General features: G+C 35.8%; 9 protein-coding genes. All 9 read left to right on the top strand.

The window, feature by feature from the left end; genetic code table 11:
* The first annotated feature begins 70 nt into the window (after window positions 1–70).
* The 9 genes from ABXT06_RS08090 to ABXT06_RS08050 all read left to right on the top strand — a co-directional run bounded on the left by ABXT06_RS08090 (window position 71) and on the right by ABXT06_RS08050 (window position 18675).
* Window positions 71–1105 (top strand): glycoside hydrolase family 43 protein, encoded by a 1035-nt coding sequence (locus ABXT06_RS08090; protein ID WP_354590294.1) that lies wholly within the window; start codon window positions 71–73, stop codon window positions 1103–1105.
* A gap of 24 nt (window positions 1106–1129) precedes the next feature.
* Window positions 1130–1843 (top strand): NUDIX hydrolase, encoded by a 714-nt coding sequence (locus tag ABXT06_RS08085; protein ID WP_354590293.1) that lies wholly within the window; start codon window positions 1130–1132, stop codon window positions 1841–1843.
* A 720-nt stretch (window positions 1844–2563) separates the two neighbouring features.
* Window positions 2564–5653, top strand: coding sequence for a SusC/RagA family TonB-linked outer membrane protein (locus ABXT06_RS08080; RefSeq protein ID WP_354590292.1), 3090 nt, complete (start codon window positions 2564–2566; stop codon window positions 5651–5653).
* A gap of 11 nt (window positions 5654–5664) precedes the next feature.
* Window positions 5665–7605: a RagB/SusD family nutrient uptake outer membrane protein gene (locus ABXT06_RS08075; protein ID WP_354590291.1), complete on the top strand. Its 1941-nt coding sequence runs from the start codon at window positions 5665–5667 to the stop codon at window positions 7603–7605.
* Window positions 7606–7753: 148 nt separating this feature from the next.
* The gene (locus tag ABXT06_RS08070) at window positions 7754–9484 is read left to right on the top strand and encodes a glycoside hydrolase family 43 protein (protein WP_354590290.1); all 1731 of its coding nucleotides are present in this window, start codon (window positions 7754–7756) and stop codon (window positions 9482–9484) included.
* 89 nt (window positions 9485–9573) lie between these two features.
* Window positions 9574–10809, top strand: coding sequence for an SGNH/GDSL hydrolase family protein (locus tag ABXT06_RS08065; RefSeq protein WP_354590289.1), 1236 nt, complete (start codon window positions 9574–9576; stop codon window positions 10807–10809).
* Between the two features lie 38 nt (window positions 10810–10847).
* Window positions 10848–13565, top strand: a complete 2718-nt coding sequence (locus ABXT06_RS08060) for an alpha/beta hydrolase-fold protein (protein WP_354590288.1) — start codon at window positions 10848–10850, stop codon at window positions 13563–13565.
* Window positions 13566–13633: 68 nt separating this feature from the next.
* Window positions 13634–16162: a glycosyl hydrolase 115 family protein gene (locus ABXT06_RS08055; protein ID WP_354590287.1), complete on the top strand. Its 2529-nt coding sequence runs from the start codon at window positions 13634–13636 to the stop codon at window positions 16160–16162.
* Window positions 16163–16215: 53 nt separating this feature from the next.
* Window positions 16216–18675 (top strand): glycoside hydrolase family 95 protein, encoded by a 2460-nt coding sequence (locus ABXT06_RS08050; RefSeq protein ID WP_354590286.1) that lies wholly within the window; start codon window positions 16216–16218, stop codon window positions 18673–18675.
* Window positions 18676–18678: the final 3 nt, after the last annotated feature.

Below are 18678 nucleotides of genomic sequence, written 5' to 3'. Positions count from 1 at the left end.
GGTATACTATAACAATCAAGAATAAATCAAAACTGAAAGAAGAAGTTAATTATTTAAAGAAAATATACCTATGCCTGAAGACAGCATTGACCACATTAATTTTGAAGAAATCAACAATCAGGCAATTTCAAAGCCTTTAGTATCCCATATATACACGGCCGATCCTTCGGCGCATGTATTTAACGGAAAAATTTACATTTATCCGTCGCATGATATCGATGCGGGGATTCCGTTCAATGACAACGGCGACCATTTCGGAATGGAAGACTACCATGTTTTTTCGATGGAAGACATTTCATCGGAAGCTGTCGATAATGGCGTTGCCTTGCATGTAGATGATGTTGCCTGGGCCGAAAAGCAGATGTGGGCGCCCGATGCTGCGCACAAAAACGGAAAGTACTATCTGTATTTCCCTGCCAAGCGCGCCAGCGGAATTTTTCAGATTGGGGTTGCGGTTTCAGATTTTCCAGTTGGGCCTTTTGTTGCAGAAAAAGACGCCATAAAAGGCAGCTATAGCATTGATCCTGCTGTTTTTGAAGATGAAGACGGAAAACATTATATCTATTTTGGAGGCATCTGGGGCGGACAGCTTCAGAAATATCGAAATAACAGATATGATCAGAATAACGAAGAGCCTTTGGCAAAAGAAAAAGCATTAGGGCCAATCGTGGCTTTATTGCGAGACGATATGCTGGAATTTGCCGAAGAGCCAAAAGAAATTCAAATTTTGGATGAAAACGGAAATGAGATTTTGGCAGGCGATAACGACCGCCGTTTTTTTGAAGCTTCATGGGTTCATAAATACAACGGAAAATATTATTTTTCGTATTCAACCGGAGATACGCATTTTATATGTTACGCCATTGGAGACAGTCCGTATGGGCCTTTTACATATCAGGGAAGAATTCTGAATCCTGTTATCGGGTGGACATCGCACCATTCTATTTGTGAAGTGGAAGGTGAGTGGTATTTGTTCTACCACGATTCAAGCCTTTCAAAAGGCGTGACGCATCTTCGAAGCATGAAAGTGACTAAAATAGATTATTTAGAAGACGGTTCTATTGTCACAATTGATCCTTACGGAATAAGAAGATTATTCGATTAAAAGACAGTTTTAATTTTATTTTCTATGAAAAAAGAAAAATCAGAAGAGAGATTAGGTCTTAATTTAAGCCAAGAAAATAAGATAGAAATTGACTGTGTAATATTCTGTTTTGAAGACAGAAGCCTGAAAGTCCTGCTTGTCAAAAATGAAAATGATGCAATGAATGGTAACTGGAGATTGCCAAGTGCCAGTTTGGAGCACGGAGAGACAATATTAAAAACGGCACAAAAGATTTTGAAAAAGCATATCTCAAAAGATGATTTCTTTTTAGAGCAGTTACGGGCATTTGGGTATCATTCATCAACATCATTTCAAGAGAATATTTCAATCGGATATTATGCAATGGTGAGAAGAGAGAAAAAAAAAGAGGATGATGAAGAATTTCATTCAGATATAATTTGGATCGATATTAATAACATAGCAGATCTAGAGGATAAATACATGATGGTAATTGACTTTAGCATTAAAGAACTGAGAAAGAATATTTGCTGTAGTGCGGTTGGTTTCAATCTTCTTCCTGAAAAATTTACTTTGCTTCAAGTAATTCATTTGTATGAAGAAATATTAGGCATTGAAATCAATAAAACTAATTTTAGAAGAAAGATTTTACAGAGAAGGTTAGTTCGCGGTCTCGCTGAAAAAGAAGAAGGCGTATCAAACAGAGCTGCTGAATTTTATAGTTTGAATGTGCCAAAAGATGAACTGTTCTGGAATGCAAAATTCAACTTTAACTTTTAAGGAGAATATTATTTTGATTAGATTGAGTTAAGTTGTTTATTTCTAATTTAGCATATATTATAGTCTAAGAACGTTATTTTATGCCTTAAATAATATGTTTATTATCCGTTTGAATATTTTATAAAGATTAGCATTGAGATAATCTTGCCTTATTTTAAAGATTAAGTTACGGGCAAATTGTTTTAGAAGATAGTATAAAAGCATTTGTTAGATTTTACTTTTAAAAACCTTTCATGAAAAATGAAGGGTTTTTTTATGAAAACAAACAATCGATTGTTTTTTGCAACATTTTTTAAGCTTTAGAGATTTGTTTATCGGGTAGTTAATTGTTAATGTACGATTTTACTGGAATTTGTAACTTGTTTTAAATCTTTAAAGCAAAAGAATTTTAATTTTTTTATATGAAAAATCGAATATTTTCATTTTTATGTTTTCTTTAAGAATATTATAAGAACTTAAAATTTTTACTAAATATAGCTACAACGTTATAGTTTAATTTGTTATATTTTTATTTTTTTAAGATAAAATATAAAATAAATATTTTTTTGCAGGGTCTTTTTTTTGTACTTCTCAATAAAAAACTACACAACCGATTGTGTTTGGTTAATATTTTTTTATATTTGTAAATAATACACTTATACAGTTGATGTATGCTTTAACTAGTAAGTGTTAAAAAAAACTAACTAACAAAAACCAATTTTAATAATTAAATCAGTTTTTATGAATAATTTTTTTATTACAGGTAAATCGAAACATATCAAAAGTTTTGGTTTTTTGATCCTATTGTTTTTGGTCTCAATGCAAATTAAGGCACAAACAACAGTTACAGGAATAGTTTCGGATGCGAAAGGTCCAATTCCTGGTGTGAATGTTAATCTAAAAGGAGCAAAAAACGGAGTAAGTACAGGTTTCGACGGTAATTATTCTATAAGTGTTCCTTCAAATGGCGTTCTTGTTTTTACCTTTATAGGTTTTAAAAGTCAAGAAATTAGTGTTAATGGAAAGACGAAAATCAATGTGCTTTTGGAGGAAGATTCAAATAATCTAAAAGAAGTAGTTGTAATTGGATATGGTACTCAAATAAAGGAAGCTGTTACAGGATCGGTTGCTTCGTTAGGAGGAAAAGAATTAAATGAAGTGCCAGCCGCCAATATTACTCAAGCTTTACAAGGAAGACTTGCAGGGGTCGAGATGACGCAAACTTCTTCTAAACCTGGTGCCGCGATGCAGATAAGGATTCGTGGAACAAGATCTCTTACTGGTAGTAATGATCCTTTGGTAGTCTTAGATGGAGTTCCGTTCGCGGGTTCTATAGGGGATATTAATCCTGCAGATATTAAATCTGTGGATATCTTGAAAGATGCTTCTGCTACAGCTATTTACGGTTCTCGTGGGGCCAATGGTGTAATCTTAGTGACTACTTTAAAAGGAAAGAAAAATCAGAAAGCTACATTTTCATACAATGGTTTTAGCGGAATTAAACAGGTTTTCTCAAAATATCCTATGATGGACGCTGCTAAATTTGCTGCTCTTCGTGATTATACAGGTTTATATGTAGATGGTGTTGACGAGAAAAGAAATGTAAATACAGATTGGCAAGATTCATTGTATGGCTCTGGTGTAATGATTAGCCATGATGTTAGTGTCTCGGGGGGAACTGAAACCGGTGCTTACAATGCAGGTTTAGGATATTACAAAGAAGAATCAGTTCTTCCTGGCCAGAGCTATGAGCGTTTTAGTCTTAGAGCAGGTTTAGACCAGCAGATTAATAGATCTATTCGTATAGGATTCAATACAAATAGCAATTACAGCATTACAAACGGTGATAATATCGGAACAGGAACTGTTTTGGCGACTTCACCGCTTGCTAATCCATACAATGAAGATGGTTCTTTGAAAAGAACAGTGAGCATGGCAGCAGATGACCAATGGGTTTATACTAGAAAATCTATTGAAAATTTAGGAGATGCCTATGTGAATTTAAATAGAGCTTTCAGTTCTTATAATAACATTTTTGCCGAAGTTAAAATTCCGGGTATTAATGGGCTTAAATACAGACTTAATACGGGTTTGAATTTACGTACGTCAAATGCTGGATATTATGAAGGTCAGGGAGTTTTTGATGTAAACCCGACAACACTTTCTAATGCGGCAATAACAAATGGTTGGTCTACACAATGGCTGTTGGAAAATTTACTGACGTATGATAAAACGTTTGCACAAAAACATACAATAAATTTTGTCGGATTGTATTCAAATGAACAATACACAGGACAAAGTTCGAGAGTGACGAGAAACGGTATTACTTCTGATGCTTTTCAATTTTATAATTTAGGACAAAGCGAAGAAGAAGCTGTGATTAATCCTGCAGATCAGGATTATACACAATGGGGATTGACATCTTATATGGCTAGATTAATGTATTCTTATGATAATCGTTACTTTATATCTGGAACAGTTCGTTCTGATGGTTCATCAAGATTGTCTCCTGGGAATAAGTGGGTAACTTATCCTGCAGTATCTGCTGGTTGGACACTTTCAAATGAGTCATTCCTTAGAGATGTTAAATACATTAATTTATTGAAATTGAGAGCGGGGTACGGAGAAACTTCAAATCAGGCAGTATCTCCTTATGCAACTCTAGGTGCGTTAAGTACAAGACCATACAATTTTGGAAGCAATAATTCAACAGGAGTATATGTTACAGAGCTTCCAAATCCTAATTTAGGATGGGAGTTTTCAACTACATGGAATTATGGTTTAGATTTCGGATTTTTCAACAATCGTTTATCTGGTACAGTTGAATATTATAAAACAAATACAAAAAATCTATTGCAACGTGTGGGACTTCCAGCAACATCTGGTGTAAGCAGTTATGTGGCTAATGTGGGAGAAACACAGAACAAAGGTTACGAAATCTCATTGAACGGAGTTATTCTTGATAATCCTAAAGGTGTTACATGGTCTGTAGGAGTTAACTTTTATAAAAACGAAAACAAACTTGTTGCTTTAGCATCAGGTGCTACCCGTGACGAAGCCAATAACTGGTTTGTTGGATATAATATTAATTCAATCTTTGATTATGAAAAGATTGGAATCTGGCAAGAAGGCGATCCATATATGTCAACTTTAGAGCCTGGGCCAACTGGAATTAATCAGCAGGGAACAGTTGTAGGATCGATCAAAGTGAAATACACAGGAGATTATAAACCAGATGGTTCGCCATCTCGTGCCATTAATGCAAGCGATCGTCAGATCATAGAAACAGATCCAGATTTTCAGGGAGGTTTCAATACCAATCTAACTTACAAAGGATTTGATTTTAATGCAGTAGGAGCTTTTAAAAGCGGAGGTGTATTAATAAGCACATTATATGGAGGAGCAAGCTACATGAATCTTTTAAATGGACGTAGAAGCAACGTTGATGTAGATTACTGGACTCCAGATAACAGAGATGGAGAATTTCCTAATCCGAGAGGTATCAGAGCCGGCGATAATCCAAAGTATATGTCAACTATGGGGTACTTTGATGCTTCTTATGTAAAAATTAGAGCAATGACTCTTGGTTATACTCTTGATCAAGACTTTACAAGAAATTTAGGCATCGATAAATTAAGACTTTATTTCACAGTGCAGAATCCGTTTGTTTTATTTTCTCCATATCATGATAAATCTGGAATGGATCCTGAAACGAATTCATTCGGTGATGAAAATCAGGCTGTTGCCTCTTATCAGAGAAGATTTTCTGTTATTGGTACAAACACTCCTGCAACCAGAAATTATTTATTTGGACTTAATTTAACATTTTAATCAGAACAGATATGAAACGATATATTTTTAAAAATTTAATTATAGGATCAACGGTTTTACTTTCATTAGCAGGCTGTTCCGATATATTAGAGGAAAAACCTCATGATTTTTATGAACCAGGTTATTTCAAAACCGAACAAGGTGTAAAACAGGGATTAACTTCTCACTATGCACATTTACGTTGGATTTACGGACAGGCTTATTTTTACAATGCTTGCCAAACAGGAACAGATGAAGCAACGTACGCACAAAGTGCAGACGGGAATTTTAAAGATCACGATTTGTCGGGTGTAGGGGTTATAAATCCAAATTCGAGCCGTTCAGATGTTTTATGGAATAACTCTTATTACGATATCAATACTGCGAGCGGTATTATCGAGAATGGTGCAGCCGTTGGGGTTGCGAGCAGTTTGATTGCTGAATCTAAATTTTTTAGAGGTTTTGATTACTTCCTTTTAGTGCAAACCTTCGGAGGTGTACCGTTGGATTTAGGAGCTGGAGAATTAAAGTTTAACAGTAAGCCTTCAAGATATTCAAAACGTAATACAGTTCCTGAAATTTATACAAAAGCCATTTTTCCAGATTTGGTTACTGCAGTTAATGATCTTCCAGATGCACCTAGATTGACAGGAACAGTAACTAAAACTGTAGCACGATTATTTTTGGCAAAGGCATATCTTACTTACGCTTGGTGGTTAGAAAACCCAAATAATATTCCAACCTATCCAGATGCTCCAAGAACAGATCCTGATGGACATAATGCACAATGGTATTTCCAAAAGGCCTATGATTTGGCTGTAGAAGGAATTAACAATCCAGGGTCTTACGGATTGCTTGATTCTTATTATGATGTTAATGCAGGAGCAAATGACAGAAATAAAGAAGTGATGCTTTTTGCAGATCATACGCAAGAAAGCGAATATTACAATGGAGCTAGTCTTACGTACGGAAGTGGTGGTGCTCCAGATAACTTTTCAGGCTGGATGGTTACTTGGAATTATACTGCTATAAGAAGTAAAAACGGAACAGCAGCTGTTTCTTCAGTACAGAGGGAAGCAAATCAGTTTTTAGGACGTCCATGGACAAGGATGGCTCCGCCTATTGAAGTTTTTACCAATACTTTTGCAGATAAGACGAATGATTCAAGATATGATGGAACATTCACAACAGTTTTCAGAGGAAACTGGAATCTTACTGGAACTGGTCTTACAGGTGTAGCAACACTAGCGAATGCAAATGGTCTGACAATTAAACCCGGAGATGCTGTGTTAAGCTTTCTTAATGATGAACCGTTAGCTCCAATAACTTATCCTTCTGGGCAAGGCGACAGTGGAGTAGGTGCGGGAGAATTGCCAGGAAGAGCAGATTATGTGATTTCTCCAAAAGGTATTAGCAGAATTGTATATCCAGGGTTTTGGAAACTTGGACCTTACAGAACCGATAACGCAGGAGGATTAGGGCAGCCTAATGCAGGAAGCACAAGGCCATTCCCAGTAGCAAAATTCTCTGAATTGTATTTGGTTGCTGCAGAAGCAGCCGTTAAAGGGGCGACAGGATCTTTGAGTGCCAGATCTCTTGTAAATGTACTTAGAGCAAGAGCAGGAAAATGGAAATGGGACAATAACGGAAATACAGCTAAAATTCAGGATAATAGTACCGCTATGACAAATGCAACTCCAGCTATAATTGATATTAACTACATTCTTGCTGAACGTTCACGTGAGTTTTTTGGTGAAGGATACCGCTGGTATGACTTAGTAAGAACACAGAAGTGGAATGAAATTGCTGGAAAATATTCTATAGGAGGATCTAATTACGGACAACACACACCAGAAGTAGTAACCAGAACAATTGATGCACACCACTACCTAAGACCAATTCCGCAAGGACAAATCGATGGAATGGAAATGTCTGCTGATGAAAAGGCAACTTACCAAAATCCAGGATATTAAGTTTCATTTTTCTAAAAACTAATTCTAAGCAAATAAAATCAATTTTATAAATTATCTTATTTGGGTTTATTAAATTAGTTTTAAACAAGCCGGGAACCATCTCGGCTTTTTAATATTTTTTCGAATGTATTTTAACAAATAATATAAAATGAGCAATAAAAAAAAGATTCTTATATCAGCTGCTATTCTGTTATGCTCTATGCTTACGCAGGCTCAGGAAAGCACTATCAAAAAAAAGAATAGCAGTAAAGATCCTATATTTTCAAAAGCAACTTACGCAGGAGATGACCAGATTTATAAAAACAATCCGCTAAAAGAAGATGAGTTTTATTCTCCGATTCTACAGGGATGTTATCCTGATCCAGCTATTACAAGAAAAGGTGAAGATTATTACATGGTGTGTTCTTCATTTGCCATGTTTCCTGGAGTGCCCATTTTTCATTCTAAAGATTTAGTAAACTGGACTGATTTAGGAGGTGTATTAAATAAAGTATCAGAATTTAATCCTCACGATACAGGAATCAGTGCTGGGGTTTACGCCCCAGGAATTACTTATAATCCTCATAACGATACTTTTTACATGATTGTCACTGCATTTACAGGTGGTCTAGGGAATATCATCGTAAAAACTAAAGATCCTAAAAAAGGATGGGGAAGTCCAATTAAATTAGCTTTTGACGGAATAGATCCTTCTATTTTCTTTGATGACAATGGAAAAGGTTATGTAGTGCACAATGATGCTCCTGATAAAGGAAAAGAATTGTACAATGGACATCGCGTAATTAAAGTTTGGGAATATGATTTAGAAAAAGATCAGGTTATCCCGGGAACAGATAAAATTATTGTAGATGGTGGAGTTGACCTTTCTAAAAAACCAATTTGGATAGAAGCTCCTCATTTATATAAAAAAGATAATCATTATTATTTAATGTGTGCCGAAGGCGGTACAGGAGGAAATCATAGCGAGGTTGTTTTTATTAGCGATAGTCCAAAAGGGCCTTTCAAACCGTCGTCTAATAACCCAATCCTTACACAGAGATATTTCCCTCAAAATAGACCAAACAAAGTAGATTGGGCAGGACATGCAGATTTAGTGCTTGGTCCTGATAACAAATATTATGGCGTATTTTTAGGAATTCGTCCAAACGAAAAAGATCGAGTAAATGCGGGACGAGAAACCTTTATGCTTCCAGTAGATTGGTCGGGTACTTTTCCTGTTTTTGAAAATGGTTTAGTGCCAATGGGACCAAAACTAAAAATGCCAAATGGTGTTGTAAACAAAACAGGCAAAGATGGTTTTTTCCCTAATGGCAACTTTACATTTACAGAAAATTTTACATCAGAGAAATTAGATTACAGATGGATCGGATTGAGAGGACCAAGAGAACATTTTATTTCTATTGTTAAAAAAGGATTACAGATAACTCCATTTGCAGTAAACATTAAAGAATTAAAACCAACATCTACATTATTCTACAGACAGCAGCATAACACTTTTTCTTTTTCTACTACATTAGAGTACAAACCTGAATCAGAAAAAGATTTGGCAGGAATCGTATGTCTGCAGAATGAGCATTACAATTATGTTTTTGGTGTCACGAAGAAAGGAAAAGATACATATATATTACTGGAGAGAACAGAAAATGGAAAGTCAGAAATAATAGCAAGCGCAAAAATAGAAATTAAAGGAGCATTAGGTTTACAAGTTAAAGCAACTGGCGATAATTATCAGTTTAGCTATGCTTTAAATGGTGTTGATTTTGAAAATCTGGGCAATCCAGTTTCAGGAGACATACTTTCGACAAATGTCGCTGGCGGATTTACAGGAGCTTTGGTAGGTTTATATGCCACTTCATCAAATAATTCACATCCAAAATAAAAATTTGAAACTCCCATTTATTTCAGTTTAAATAATGATTTATGGGAGTTGTTTTTTAGAATAACAGCAGTCATCAAATTTTAGTAGAAATGATAAAAAGATATTTAAAATATATATTGCTTTTACAGCTTTTCACTTTAATAATAGGATGTAGGACCAATCAGCCTTTAGCAAATTCTTCTGAAAAGACGAAAGTTGAAAATTGGGTGGGATCTTGGGCTTGTGCGCCAATGCTTGTTGAACCAAACAATATGCCTCCAGCACCAGGTTTGGCCGAAAATACGCTTCGTCAAATTATAAAAGTTTCGATTGGAGGAGAGCATATTCGACTGCGTTTTTCAAATGTATTTAGTGATCAGCCTACTGTTTTAAAAAAGGTTAGCATAGCCAATGTGCTTGATGCTCCCGCAATTGATAAAAACACACAAAAAGATCTGAGTTTTAATGGAAATCAGGAGGTAACTTTAAATCCAGGTCAGGAAGTGTTTTCAGATAAATTGAATTTTCAGTTAAAGTCAGGTCAGCTTCTTGCGATAACCATTTATTATGGATCTGCGTCACAAAAGACAACTGGGCATCCAGGATCTAGAACAACATCTTTTATTTTACAAGGAGATAATGTCAGTAATGTCGCTTTCTCTCAGGCTGTAAAAACAGATCATTGGTATTCTATTACGGGCGTCGATGTTATGGCGTCAAAAAACACATCTAATATTGTTTGTCTAGGAAACTCCATTACAGATGGGCGCGGATCAGGAACAAACAAACAAAATCGCTGGACAGATATTTTAGCAGCTAGATTGGCTACCAATAAAGCGACTCAAAATATTGGAGTTTTAAATTTAGGTATAGGAGGAAATTGCGTTGTAAAAGGCGGATTAGGTCCAACAGCTTTAGACCGTTTTGACCGTGATGTACTCTCGCAAGCTGGTACAAAATGGCTTGTGATTTTGGAAGGAATAAATGATATAGGAGGCATTAAACGTGCAGAAGATGCTCCTATAAAAGCACAAGAAATTATAGACGCTTACCAAATTATGATAGAAAAAGCACACGCCAAAGGCATAAAAGTCTATGGCTGTACCATACTGCCTTTTCAAAAATCATTTTATGATGCCCCTTTTAAGCAAGAAGCAAGAGATATTGTAAATGCATGGATTCGAAACAACCACTTTGATGCAGTGATAGATTTTGATAAAGAAATGTCTTCAGAAACTGATTCGAAAACCATTTTATCAAATATGCATGATGGCGATTTTTTGCATCCTAATGAATTGGGATATAAGAGAATGGGCGATGTAATAGATTTGAATTTATTTAAATGAAATTCCATTTAGTATTAAAATAATTTTAATAAGAAATCATGAAATCAATAATTAGATTTTTCGTAATAGCAGCTCTTTTTTTAACAGGAGAGAATGGATATTCTCAGGATCCAAATTTTCATGTTTATTTAAGTTTTGGACAGTCCAATATGGAAGGTGCTGCTCCGATAGAAGCTGAGGATAAATTAAATGTAGATCCACGCTTTCAGGTTTTAGAAGCAGTAAATTGCCCAGATCTAAATCGCGAAATGGGAAAATGGTATGCTGCAGTGCCGCCATTATGCCGATGCAAAACAGGATTAACACTAACAGACAATTTTGGAAGAACCATGGTTGCCAATCTTCCTAAAAACATAAAAGTAGGAGTAGTAAATGTGGCCGTTGGGGGATGCAAAATAGAACTTTTTGATAAAGATAACTTTGAGAATTACATGAAAACAGCGCCAGATTGGATGCTGGGCATGATAAAAGAATATAATGGAAGTCCGTATGCAAGACTTGTTGAAATGGCAAAAATTGCGCAAAAGACAGGAGTTATAAAAGGTATTTTACTGCATCAGGGGGAATCTAATACAGGCGATACACTTTGGCCGAAAAAGGTCAAAATAGTATACGATAATTTAATGAAAGACCTGAACCTTGATCCTAAAAAAGTACCATTGCTTTCTGGAGAAACTGTTCATGAAGAACAAAATGGAAAGTGTGCAAGCATGAATAAAATCATTGCAACACTGCCTCAGACTATTCCAACATCTTATGTGATTTCATCAAAAGGCTGTGCAGTAGCTGCAGATTTTCTGCATTTTAGTGCCGCTGGATATAGGGATTTAGGAAAGCGTTATGCAGAAAAAATGCTTTCGTTATTGGGTTATAAATCAGATAGCTCAAATGAGCCTTTTATAGTTCAGGCACCAGTTGGTTTTGATCAATTAAATCCAGCAGTTCCAACAGGAAAGGTCGAAACAGTAAATTATAATTCAAAGACAGTTGGAACAGTAAGAAAAGCAACTATATATACGCCGCCGGGATTTAGTAAAAGCAAAAAATATCCAGTTTTATACCTTTTGCACGGAATTGGAGGAGATGAAAAAGAATGGCTTAACGGTGGAAGTCCGCAGATTATATTAGACAATCTTTATGCAGAGGGAAAATTACAGCCTATGATTGTGGTAATGCCAAACGGAAGAGCCATGAAAGATGACAGCGCTACTGGAAACATAATGGCGCCAGACAAAGTGCAGGCATTTTCAGATTTTGAAAAAGATTTATTGAAGGATTTAATTCCTTTTATTGAAAAGAAATATAATGTTTACAAAGACAGAGAGCATCGCGCCATTGCAGGATTATCTATGGGAGGCGGACAGTCTCTGAATTTCGGATTAACCAACTTAGACAAATTTGCTTGGATTGGAGGATTTTCATCAGCTCCAAATACTAAGAAAACAGAGGAATTAGTGCCAAATCTAGAGGAAACAAAAAAGAAGCTGAAACTGCTTTGGATTTCCTGCGGAGATAACGATTGGCTGCTTGAAAATAGCAAACGCACTCACGATTATTTATTTAAAAATAATGTGCCGCACATTTATTATCTGGAACCAGGAGTTCATGATTTTAAAGTATGGAAAAACAGCTTATACATGTTCTCGCAGTTATTGTTTAAACCTGTTGACGAATCCAATTTTGCAAAATATACGGTTCTAGGAACCACAGCTCAAACCAACATACGAAATGCTAAATATCCTCAGATACTGCCTGACAACAGAGTGATTTTTAAAGTAAATGCCCCTGAAGCATCAAAAGTACAGATTGACCTTGGAAGAAAATATGATATGCAGAAAGATGGACAAGGAGTTTGGAATGTTACAACTGATGTGATAAACGGAGGGTTTAATTACTATTCGCTTTTGATTGATGGTGTGGCAGTTGCAGACCCGTCAAGCGAAACTTTCTATGGGATGAGTCGTATGGCAAGCGGAATAGAAATTCCGAAAAGAGATGGTGAATTCTATGAATTGAAAACTGTTCCGCATGGTGAGATAAGAATAATGAAATACTTTTCAAAAGGAACCAATTCATGGCGTGAAATGTATGTATATACGCCGCCAGGATATGAAATTTCATCTGAAAAATTCCCAGTGTTGTATCTTCTGCATGGAGGAGGTGAAGATCAAAGAGGGTGGAGCACTCAAGGAAAAGCTAATTTGATTTTAGATAATTTAATTGCCGAAAACAAGGCAAAGAAAATGCTTATTGTAATGCTTGACGGCAACATGGGAAATACAGGCGGAATTTCAAGTTTTGGAGAAGAAACCTTAAAAGCATTCGAAAACGAACTAAAAAACGGAGCAATACCTTTTGTTGAAAGTAATTTTAAAGTTGCAACAGACAGTAAAAATAGAGCTTTAGCAGGTTTATCAATGGGCGGATTGCAGACACTTTACGCTGGAATAAAAAACTCAAATATGTTTTCAAGTCTAGGTGTTTTTAGTTCAGGATGGTGGGCAAACAATCCAAAATTAGCAGATCCTCAATATGAGTTTATGAAAAACAATGCGCAGTCTATCAATGTCAACTTGAAGGATTTTTGGATTTCGATGGGAGGAAAAGAAGACATAGCCTACGAGAACTGTAAAATTATGACGCAAAAATTTGATCAATTAGGTATTAAATATAGCTACAGCGAGTATTCTGGCGGACACACTTGGCCAGTATGGAGACATGATTTATTTCTATACTCACAGTTATTGTTCAAATAACAAAAAGCAGCATTAAAAGATTTTGATTTAAGTAAGCTCAATCTGGAATGAATGATAAAAAATACCTGATGAAAAACTATTTGAAATTTATAAGCACCGTAATTATTGTTTTAGTAAGTACTATAGCAAAAGCTTCTCAGCCTTTTATAACAGAAGATCGAAACCAGAATGTTATGGTCCTGAAAGAAAAGTCTTTGTCACTGTCTTTTTTGATAAATTCAAGTTTAGACGCAGGTATTTTGCGAGCTGTAAATAATCTTCAGTCAGATTTTGAAAAAGTTACAGGCCAGCGTCCGATTATTTTAAATCAGAACCCTAATGCATCATCGCCGCTCATTATCATTGGAATGATTGGATCTAATTCGGTCATAGATGATTTAATTAAACAAAAAAAAATAGAAGGAAAAGAACTCAAAGGTAAAAATGAAAAGTTTATCATACAGCAGGTTAAAAATCCTTTCAATGGCGTAGACGAAGCACTTGTAATTGCAGGAAGCGACAAACGTGGTACAATTTACGGAATCTACGAGTTATCTAGACAGATTGGTGTTTCTCCTTGGTATTACTGGGCTGACGTGCCTGTAAAGCACAAACAAAATATCTATTTCGTTAAGGGGATTTACACAGACGGAGAACCAGCTGTAAAATATCGAGGGATTTTCCTTAATGATGAAGCTCCAGCCTTAAGCGGCTGGGCAAAAGCTACTTTTGGTGGTTTTAATAGCAAATTTTACGAAAAAGTTTTTGATTTAGTACTTAGGTTAAAGGGCAATTATATGTGGCCTGCAATGTGGGGAAATGCATTTTATGACGATGATGCGACCAGCGGACCTTTGGCAAACGAAATGGGAATTGTAATGGGGACTTCCCATCATGAACCAATGGCTTTGGCACAGACAGACTGGCGCCGATATATTAAAAAGAATAATTTACCTAATATTTGGGATTATTCTAAAAATAAAACAGTTTTGGATGAATTCTGGAAAACTGGAATTCAGCGAAGCAAAAATTGGGAAAAACTGGTAACCATCGGGATGCGAGGTGATGGAGATGAGGCGATGAGTGAAGGAACCAATATAAGTTTGTTGGAAAATATTGTAAAAGAACAGCGTAAAATTATTGAGAAAGAAACAGGTCAAAGCGCTAATAAAACACCTCAGGTTTGGGCTTTGTACAAAGAAGTTCAGGATTATTACGATCAGGGAATGCGTGTTCCTGATAATGTAATTCTTTTGTTTTGTGATGATAACTGGGGAAATGTCCGCAAACTTCCAGATCTTTCAAAACCATTGCATAAAGGCGGTTACGGAATGTATTATCATTTTGATTATGTGGGAGGTCCGAGAAACTCAAAATGGATTAATATAAGTCCGATTCAAAGGGTTTGGGAACAAATGAATCTTAGTTATGAAAATGGAGTCGATAAAGTCTGGATTGTGAATGTTGGCGATTTAAAACCAATGGAATTCCCGATAAGCTTCTTTTTAGATATGGCTTGGAATCCTAAAAACTTCAACTCTCAGAATCTTTTCCGATACACAGAAAACTGGACAGCAGAACAGTTTGGAAGCAAATATTCTAAAGAAATTGCGAGATTATTAAATACCTATCCTAAATTTAATCGTCGTGTTACACCAGAAATGCTGGATAGCAAAACCTATTCTTTAGAAAATTATAATGAGTTTGAAAATGTCGTAAATGACTATAAAAATCTAGCACTGGACGCTTATAGAGTTTACAATGAACTTCCCAACGAATATAAAGATGCTTATTTTCAATTGGTTTTATATCCAATAGACGCGTGCTGCAATCTTTATGAAATGTATTTTGCGCAGGCAAAGAATAAAAAATTGGCAGCCGAAAAAAATAGTCTTGCCAATTATTATGCAGATGAGGTTAAAGTAAAGTTTGAGCGCGATTCTATTCTTCAAAATAAATACAATAATGAAATTGCAGGAGGTAAATGGCCTCATATGATGGATCAGATGCGAATAGGATACAAAACTTGGCACGATGGCCCAAAAAATATTCTTCCTGAAGTAAAATATCTTTCTGATAGCGAAATTATAGTTCCGAAAGTTTTTGTAGAAAAAGATGGGTATGTTTCGATTCATGCAGAACACTTTTCTAAAGCCAATAATTCAAAAAAAACACATTGGGAGGTGATTCCAGATTTTGGAAAAACGTTGAGCGGTATTACAACATTTCCTCAAAATAACTATTCCATGTCAGAAGAAAATGTCTTTGTAGAGTACGAAATAAATTTTGCTTCAACAGGAGAATTTGCCGTTGAACTTTTATTGGCTCCAACGCTGAATTTTAATAGCAATAAAGGACTTCGATATGAAATTTCTTTTGATGGAGAAAAGCCTCAGCTTGTAAATTTTAATGGACATTATAAAGGAGAATTAGGAAAGTGGCAGGCAGAACACATGATTCATTCTGTCACTAAACACAATATTCTGAAAGCAGGAAAACATACGCTTCGTTTCAAGGTTTTAGATCCCGGAATTGTGCTTCAAAAAATAATGATCGATACAGGCGGTTTAAAGCCGTCTTATTTGGGAGCTCCAGAAAGTGATCGAGTAGCTGAATAAGTTTTTGCAAATCTTTTTTTAGATAAAAAGAATATTAAAATGACTAAAAAAATATGAAAAAGCATTTATTAAATCTGCTGTTTTTCTTCGGAATTTCCATGTTAGTTCAAGCACAATCAGATCTAAAGCTTTGGTATAAAACTCCATCTGGAGATGTTTGGGAAAATGCATTACCATTAGGAAATGGTTTTCAAGGTGCAATGGTTTATGGTAATGTCAGAAATGAAATTTTTCAGTTAAATGAAAGTACAGTTTGGAGTGGAAGTCCAAACAGAAATGACAATCCGCTAGCAAAAGAAGCACTGCCCCAGATAAGACAATTTCTTTTTCAGGGAGAATATAAAAAAGCCGAAAAACTGATTAATGAGACTATCATTACCAAAAAATCTCATGGACAGATTTTTCAGCCTGTAGGGAACTTGGAACTGAATTTTTCAGATCAAAACTATTCAGATTATCATCGTGAACTGGATATTGAAACTGCGGTTGCAAAAACAATGTATAAAGTAAACGGCGTAACTTTTACGAGAGAAGCTTTTGCCTCTTTTGCAGATAGAGTTTTGGTCATTAAACTTTCGGCAGATCAGCTTGGACAACTATCATTTACTGCAGGTTTTACATCAGAACATAAAAAACAAAAAATTATAATTAACAACAGTAACGAAATCTCACTTTGGGGAAATACAAGTGATCACGAAGGAGTAGAAGGAAAGGTTAAGTTTAATGCACTGGCAAGATTAAAAGTTGAAGGCGGAAGTGCAAGTGTCGTTAATAATACTTTAAGCGTCGATAAAGCTAATTCGGTGGTGATCATGGTTTCTATAGCCTCAAACTTTATAAATTACAATGATATAAGCGGCGATGAAAGCAAACTGGCTAAATCGTATTTGGATAAAGCGTTTGTCAAGAATTATGATAAAATGAAAACTGCTCATATTGCTGCCTATCAAAAATATTTCAAAAGAGTTAAACTGGATTTAGGAACTACAGAACAAGCTAAATTGTCTACAGATGAAAGATTGTCAAATTTTAGAAACGTTTCAGATCCATCTTTTGTAACCTTGTATTATCAATACGGAAGGTATTTGTTAATTTCTTCCTCACAACCTGGAGGTCAGGCGGCAAATTTGCAAGGAATCTGGAATCGTGGTTTGACACCGGCATGGGATAGTAAATATACCATCAACATTAACACAGAAATGAATTATTGGCCAGCCGAAAAAACAAACCTTTCTGAAATGCATGAGCCTTTGCTGAAAATGATTCAGGAGCTTTCGCAGACAGGACAGGAAACAGCTAGAGTAATGTATGGTGCGAGAGGTTGGATGGCGCATCATAATACTGATATTTGGAGAATAAATGGAGCTGTTGATGGCGCAACGTGGGGAGTTTGGAATGCAGGCGGAGGTTGGTTGAGCCAGCACGTTTGGGAGCATTATTTATATACTGGAGATAAGGAATATCTAAAGTCTGCTTACGAAATATTAAAAGGAGCCGCCACTTTTTATGCGGATTTTCTTGTCGAAGATCCTGCAAACGGACGGCTAGTTGTAGCACCCGGAAATTCACCTGAAAACACGCCGATAGCACATCAAAATTCGGCAATGACAGCTGGTTCAACTATGGACAATCAAATTGTGTTTGATGTTTTTAGCACTCTCATAAAAGCTTCAGAAGTTTTACAGAAGGACGCAGCATTTGCAGATAGTCTTAGAACATTGAGAAAGAAACTGCCTCCAATGCTGATAGGGAAATACAATCAGCTTCAGGAATGGCTTGATGATGTTGATGATCCGAAAGATAATCATCGCCATATTTCACATCTGTATGGTTTGTATCCATCTAATCAGATTTCGGCTTACAGAACTCCCGAACTTTTTGCCGCTGCCAAAAATACGCTTTTGCAAAGAGGCGACGTGTCAACAGGATGGAGCATGGGCTGGAAAGTAAATTGGTGGGCAAAAATGCAGGACGGAAATCATGCTTACAGCTTAATTCAAAATCAGTTGACACCGCTTGGCGTAAATCACGAAGGCGGCGGAACCTATAATAATCTTTTTGATGCGCATCCGCCATTTCAGATTGATGGCAATTTTGGCTGTACTTCTGGAATCACCGAAATGCTGATGCAGAGTTCAGACGGCGCTCTTCATTTGCTTCCTGCTTTGCCAGATGCTTTAAAAGAATACGGATCAATAAGCGGTTTAAAAGCCAGGGGAGGTTTTGAAATAAAAGAGTTAAAGTGGAAAAATGGAAAAGTAATCGCTTTAACTATTTCATCTGCTCTTGGAGGAAATCTAAGATTAAGAACTCCTGATGAGCTTATTGTAAAAAAGAACAAAAATTTAAAAATAGCATCAGGAGTAAATCCGAATCTATTTTATGAGGTTGAGGAAACCGAAAAACCTATTATTTCTAAGGAATCAAATCTTCAGCTTCTAGATATTAAAACATCTTATTTGTATGATATGATGACTGAAAAAGGGAAAACCTATACTTTTTACTTTCAATAACTT

The sequence above is a fragment of the Flavobacterium sp. UW10123 genome, from assembly GCF_040538975.1.
Lineage (GTDB): Bacteria > Bacteroidota > Bacteroidia > Flavobacteriales > Flavobacteriaceae > Flavobacterium.
This window is presented reverse-complemented; position numbering and strand designations above follow the sequence as displayed.

Bases quoted from the DNA above. Each gene is read 5' to 3' on its own strand.
- ABXT06_RS08055 (WP_354590287.1), top strand. From the start codon at position 13,634: ATGAAAAACTATTTGAAATTTATAAGCACCGTAATTATTGTTTTAGTA.
- ABXT06_RS08090 (WP_354590294.1), top strand. From the start codon at position 71: ATGCCTGAAGACAGCATTGACCACATTAATTTTGAAGAAATCAACAAT.
- ABXT06_RS08070 (WP_354590290.1), top strand. From the start codon at position 7,754: ATGAGCAATAAAAAAAAGATTCTTATATCAGCTGCTATTCTGTTATGC.
- ABXT06_RS08050 (WP_354590286.1), top strand. From the start codon at position 16,216: ATGAAAAAGCATTTATTAAATCTGCTGTTTTTCTTCGGAATTTCCATG.
- ABXT06_RS08080 (WP_354590292.1), top strand. From the start codon at position 2,564: ATGAATAATTTTTTTATTACAGGTAAATCGAAACATATCAAAAGTTTT.
- ABXT06_RS08085 (WP_354590293.1), top strand. From the start codon at position 1,130: ATGAAAAAAGAAAAATCAGAAGAGAGATTAGGTCTTAATTTAAGCCAA.
- ABXT06_RS08075 (WP_354590291.1), top strand. From the start codon at position 5,665: ATGAAACGATATATTTTTAAAAATTTAATTATAGGATCAACGGTTTTA.
- ABXT06_RS08065 (WP_354590289.1), top strand. From the start codon at position 9,574: ATGATAAAAAGATATTTAAAATATATATTGCTTTTACAGCTTTTCACT.
- ABXT06_RS08060 (WP_354590288.1), top strand. From the start codon at position 10,848: ATGAAATCAATAATTAGATTTTTCGTAATAGCAGCTCTTTTTTTAACA.